Here is a 6,000-nt window from a genome sequence, read left to right as displayed (position 1 = left end):
TTTAATACTCCCATTAGGAAAAATAACTTTTTCATCTTTTGAGATAGTCGTGGTTAGTTTAGGCTCAACTTTATAATTAAAATAAATTTCTCCATTTGATTTATTAGATAGTTTTTTCTCACCTTCCGTGATTGATGGTGAATAATAGATAGATTGATCATCTTCTTCCACTATAACAGGGGCTAATGTAGTAAATAGTTCTATTTTTGAATGTTTGTCATCGACAATTGGGATAACCTTACTAATCACCATATGATTTTTATAAATGGTAGAGATTGGCGCTAGTTCTATTTTTATCAATTTCCAATTACACCATCCTCCCCCATCAATAGGCACGATATAGGTCGCGTTTTTATTATCCTCTGCTATTTTACGCTCTACCTCCACTTGTTGCGTTAAAGAGGAATAAGTGACTTTAGTATAAGAAGCATTAAAATGAGAACGTTGGCATTTATTTGACGTATAAGTACCAATAACTTCCACTACTGTTTCAGGGGAAATAGTTGAATAAACCGTGATTTTATTGCCATCATTATTCATATTGACGGGAAATTTATTATTAAGATATATATTGATAAGCCCAGTACAACCACCTAACAATAGATAAGGAATAAGAACAAATAATTTAATCATTGTCATTAACATAGTTAATCCCCATTCAACTCCATTCACCTGCTTAAAATCGCAATCACATATCCCTTCTTACACTTTAGACAGCAAAAAACCACTTACTCCCCCAAACAGATTAATCAATCAATATATCGAACAAAAGAAGTAAACGCTTTTTCATCACTATTCTCGATTATTTCATTAAAACCAATCATTTTACTATAAGTCGATCCACTCAGTGTTTTAATATTGCCGTTAGGGAAAATAGCTTTATTATCCTTTGAAATAATCGTGGTTAGTTTAGGTTCAACTTTATAATTAAAATAGATTTCCCCATTTGATTTATTGGATAGATTTTGTTCACCCTCCATTATTGATGATGAGTAATAGATTGATTTACCATTATATTTTTCCACTATGACAGGAGCTAAAGTGATAAACAGCTCTATTTTTGAATGCTTATCATCGGTAATTGGAATAATTTCACTAATTCGCGTATATATCTTATGAATATTAGAGACTGGCGCTAGTTTTATTTCTACTAGCTTCCAATTACACCATCCCCCTCCATCAATAGGCACAGTGTAGGTCGCAGTTTTATTATCCTCAGTTATTTTACGCTCTATCTCCACTTTTTTTGTTAAAGAGGAATAAGTGACTTTAGTATAAGAAGCATTAAAATGAGAACGTTCACACTTATTAGATGTATAAGTACCAATAACTTCCACTACTGTTTCAGGGGAAATAGTTGAATAAACCGTGATTTTTTTGCCATCATTATTCATATTGACGGGGAATTTATTATCAAGATATATATTGATAAGCCCACTACAACCACCTAACAATAGATAAGGAATAAGAACAAATAATTTAATCATTGCCATTAGCATATTTGAACCTTTTCATCGTCGTTATGCCTTCTGGCATAAATAATGTGGGTAATATATTACTGACAGGATCTGCCGTGATGTTACCTTGTGTTTTCCCTTCAATGGAAATATAGCAAGGTGTTGGCATAACAATATCCTTTTATCAAAAATAACAAATTAAACTAAACGATTACACTAAAAACACTTCGTCCGTTATATCCGCTACCTTAGCCAGTGCGTACAATAAGACTTGAATAAAGGATAATAAAAGCTTATTAATAAACTGTAAACAGCTCCCATATTTAGTATCTCTCTAGCATAAGTCACTTTGCGTAAAATAATTGAAATATCACTATATCATGCTACATAAATAATCATAAAAAGTGTTTTTCAATATAAAATATGACCAATAAATAAACAAATTACTCATAATCCAGTAAACACTAGGTACAGTAAAATATATTTTATTTCGAATATGGGAAATTTAAAAAATAGTTAATAACAAATTGATTTTAAACAATTAAAAATTGATCACGCTCAATTGAGTTACCTTGCCACTTTAAATAGCTCAATTTTATCAATATATTTAGCTAATAAGATTGGTTTAATTAAAATATAACTCTAAATAAGCCATTTATTTTATTTAGCTTATATAATATGTCTATTTTTTAATCTTCTTTTGGGCTTTTTATATTCATTTTATGAATAATAATAAAATTCGGATTGCATAAATAAGAAGAAACGAAATAAATAAAGATTTATATTATGTTAGATATATTATTTTTTATAAATAATTAATCAAATAAGTAATAGTAGAAAATGACGGGGAAAATAGAAAAAGAAAAAATGATATGGTTAACACCCAAAAAATACATAAGAAAAACCGCTTAAAGTAGTCGTTTTTTAATCAATATTAAATGTGATTTCATCACATAGCGATGGGATAAAACTATGCACTATTTTAGTGAGTATAACCATTAACCCAAAAGCCATCATCAGATAGCTTTTGGATTATAAATAAATGAATTATTTAATCACACCACATGCCATTCTAGCACCACCACCGCCAAGCGCTTCTGGGTTATCTGAGTAGTTATCTCCCCCAACGTGAACCATTAAGGCTTTATCTTTAATTTGATCAAGCTTAGTCAGTCTAGGAGCAAGAACGGCATAATCAGCGTCACCTTGACTATTGGCAACCAAACCAGGTAGATCACCTAAATGCCCTTCTTTGTTATAAGGCCCTAAGTGAACACCTTTATTTTCAGGATCAAGATGACCACCCGCTTTTAATGCTGGAACAGGTTTTCCATCTTTCATATCTGGCTCACAAGAGCCATTAGCATGGATATGAAAACCATGAACACCCGGTGTTAACCCAGTAAGTTTTGGCGTAAATAACAGCCCATAATCGGTTTCGGTAATAGTGACAACACCAATATCATCACCCGCCCCTGTAGGTAAGGCTTCTTTTAACGTAACATCTAAGCTCGCCGCACTGGCAACCGATGTAAAGAGTAGTCCAGAGAGTAACAAAGGTATCAGTTTCATAGTATCTTCCTCTTATTATTTATGCTCAGCATAAAGTCGTCGATATCAACAAATAGAGACTCACCATTAATACTGTTTCAATGTACGTTAATTAGCATATCGTCTTAATGCAAAAAAAGCGACTTATGTCAGTAAGTCGCTTTTTTATCTTAAAATATCAATAACTATCGATACTATTTACTTTTTTCAACCCATTTGCCATCAATATAAAAGGCTGACCAACCTGTTGCTTTCCCCTCTTTTTCAGAAGAGACATATTGCTGTTTAGTTTTACGACTAAAACGTACTATGGTTGGATTCCCTTCAGGATCGGTCACCGGTGCTTGTGCTAAGTAGCGCATTTTTTCCGATAATCTATCTTTAAAACGTACTAACTCAGCGACTTTCGGTGCACGGGTTTCCCTTGATTTAGGGAACGTATTGGCCGCAAGGAAAATACCCGCCGCGCCATCACGTAACACAAAGTAAGCATCCGATTTTTCACAAGGCAACTCAGGTAGTGGAACCGGATCTTCTTTTGGTGGTGCAATTTCACCACTCTTTAAGATCTTACGTGTATTTTTACACTCTTCATTGGTGCAACCCATGTACTTGCCAAAACGCCCCATTTTTAGATGCATTTCAGCGCCACATTTATCACACTCAATCACTGGGCCTTCATAACCTTTTAAGCGGAATTCACCTTCTTCAACTTCATAACCATCACATGCAGGATTATTACCACAAACATGTAATTTACGATGAGTATCAATAAGATAACTGTCCATTGCCGTACCGCATTTCGGACAACGACGACGGGCACGTAATGCATTAGTTTCCGCATCATCTCCTTCCAAGATATTAAGTAATTCATCTTCAGGAATAAGATTTATCGTTTGTTTACAACGCTCTTTTGGTGGTAAAGCATAGCCAGAGCACCCTAAGAATACCCCTGTCGTCGCTGTTCTAATTCCCATATGACGAGAACAAGTAGGACATTCAATAGAAGTAATAACCATAGGGTTAGGTCGCATTCCTCCTTCTTCTGGATCTTTTTCAGCGACTTCTAGTTGCTGACTAAAATCTGTGAAGAATGCATCTAATACCGCTTTCCAGTTTTCTTGGTTGTTGGCAACATGGTCGAGATGATCTTCCATTTGAGCCGTGAAATCGTAGTTCATCAAATCACTAAAGTTTTCTTCTAAGCGATCGGTAACAATCTCACCCATTTTTTCTGCATAGAAACGGCGGTTTTCAACTTTGACATAACCTCTATCTTGAATGGTAGAGATAATTGAAGCATAAGTTGAAGGTCGACCAATACCTCGTTTTTCTAGCTCTTTAACTAATGTCGCTTCACTAAAACGCGCTGGTGGCTTAGTAAAGTGTTGCGTTGGCGATAACTCAGCTAACGCTAATTGCGCCCCTACATCAACCGCTGGTAATGTTTTATCTTCATCTTTACTGCGCATTGCTGGCATGACTTTTGTCCAACCCGCAAAACGTAATGTGCGACCTTTAGCGCGTAGTTTATAATCCCCTGATACAACCGTAAGTGTGGTTGAGTCATATTTTGCCGGTGTCATTTGACAGGCGACAAATTGATCCCAAATCAGTTGATATAAACGCTTCGCGTCGCTATCCATATCTTTTAAAGATTCAGCCGTCACATTGATATCAGAAGGACGAATAGCTTCGTGCGCTTCTTGTGAGTTCTCTTTACTTGAATAAACATTCGGCTCTTTAGGCAGATATTTTGCACCAAATTTATCGTGAATATAATCACGTGCCATTTGGATTGCATCCTGACTCAGGTTGGTAGAGTCAGTACGCATATAGGTGATATAACCTGCTTCATAAAGACGTTGAGCCAACATCATGGTCTTTTTCACCCCAAAGCTTAAGCGAGTACTTGCCGCTTGTTGCAATGTAGAGGTGATCAAAGGGGCACTTGGTTTACTGGATGTTGGCCTATCTTCACGGTTTTTAACGATGAAAGTGGCATTCTGTAACGCCTTAACCGCCACCTGAGTTTCCTCAGAGGAGACTGGTTTAAAGGCATTATCTTGATAGTGCGTCACTTCCATACGCAAGGGTTGTTCATCGGGTGTCAGCAGTGAAGCGTGTAATTGCCAATACTCTTCTGGCACAAATGCTTTAATTTCACGTTCACGCTCGACGAGTAGGCGTACCGCAACTGACTGTACACGCCCCGCAGATAAACCACGCGCCACTTTTTTCCATAACAGCGGAGAAACCATATAGCCAACCACACGATCCATAAAACGACGTGCTTGTTGCGCGTTAACACGGTCAATATTCAGCTCACCCGGTGTTTGGAATGCTTGTGTAATGGCATTTTTCGTAATTTCATTAAACACGACACGACTAAATCTATCATCTTCACCGCCGATCACTTCGCGTAAATGCCACGCGATAGCTTCTCCTTCGCGGTCAAGGTCCGTTGCGAGATAGATATGATCTGCTTTTTCAGCCAATGCTTTTAGTTCAGCGACTACCTTCTCTTTACCCGGCAGAATTTGGTAGTTTGCATGCCAACCATTATAAGGATCGACACCCATACGGCTGACTAAGGCTGATTTCTCATCCTTTTTAACCTTTTTCACGCCTTTCGTGGCGGATGAGTTTTCGCTCTTCTGGCTGCCAGAACCACTTTTTGGCAAATCACGAATGTGACCCACGCTAGATTTTACTACGTAGTCATTGCCAAGATATTTATTGATTGTTTTGGCTTTAGCCGGGGACTCCACGATAACAAGAGCTTTACCCATAATTACCTTTACCTAATTAAACTTTGTCATGACGGTATTGTTTAATACCCTCAGCTCAGAAAACTTTTGAAATCTCTTTTTATATTGCGTTAGTTTTGCAATATATCAACCTGTTTTTATTCAAAGCTTTTGTTTAAACGCAAAACACGTTACTTTTTTTGAGGTATTTTAATCACCTCATCACTGATTCAGGTCTAAAA

General features: G+C 36.5%; 4 protein-coding genes and 1 pseudogene. All 5 read right to left on the bottom strand.

Annotated features, from left to right (window positions below):
- Nucleotides 1-645, bottom strand: a 645-nt coding sequence (locus AACV01_RS16485; RefSeq protein WP_161682184.1) for a hypothetical protein, incomplete at its 3' end; no start/stop codon positions are given.
- A 104-nt stretch (nucleotides 646-749) separates the two neighbouring features.
- The gene (locus AACV01_RS16480) at nucleotides 750-1,499 is read right to left on the bottom strand and encodes a hypothetical protein (RefSeq protein WP_161682182.1); all 750 of its coding nucleotides are present in this window, start codon (nucleotides 1,497-1,499) and stop codon (nucleotides 750-752) included.
- Between the two features lie 52 nt (nucleotides 1,500-1,551).
- Nucleotides 1,552-1,626: pseudogene (locus AACV01_RS17915) on the bottom strand (hypothetical protein); the annotation flags it as partial.
- A gap of 878 nt (nucleotides 1,627-2,504) precedes the next feature.
- Nucleotides 2,505-3,029, bottom strand: a complete 525-nt coding sequence (sodC, locus tag AACV01_RS16470; RefSeq protein WP_017628093.1) for a superoxide dismutase family protein — start codon at nucleotides 3,027-3,029, stop codon at nucleotides 2,505-2,507.
- Nucleotides 3,030-3,202: 173 nt separating this feature from the next.
- Nucleotides 3,203-5,800, bottom strand: a complete 2,598-nt coding sequence (gene topA, locus AACV01_RS16465) for a type I DNA topoisomerase (protein ID WP_004243046.1) — start codon at nucleotides 5,798-5,800, stop codon at nucleotides 3,203-3,205.
- Between the last annotated feature and the right edge of the window lie 200 nt (nucleotides 5,801-6,000).

Origin of the sequence: Proteus sp. G2609, assembly GCF_963896135.1 — a bacterium.
GTDB classification, from domain to species: Bacteria; Pseudomonadota; Gammaproteobacteria; order Enterobacterales; family Enterobacteriaceae; genus Proteus; species Proteus mirabilis.
The sequence above is the reverse complement of the archived record's forward strand: the minus strand, read 5'-3'. Positions and strand labels throughout refer to the sequence as shown.

What these genes read in the sequence shown, in the direction of transcription:
- sodC (WP_017628093.1), bottom strand. Translation starts at nt 3,029, where the DNA reads ATGAAACTGATACCTTTGTTACTCTCTGGACTACTCTTTACATCGGTT.
- AACV01_RS16480 (WP_161682182.1), bottom strand. Translation starts at nt 1,499, where the DNA reads ATGCTAATGGCAATGATTAAATTATTTGTTCTTATTCCTTATCTATTG.
- topA (WP_004243046.1), bottom strand. Translation starts at nt 5,800, where the DNA reads ATGGGTAAAGCTCTTGTTATCGTGGAGTCCCCGGCTAAAGCCAAAACA.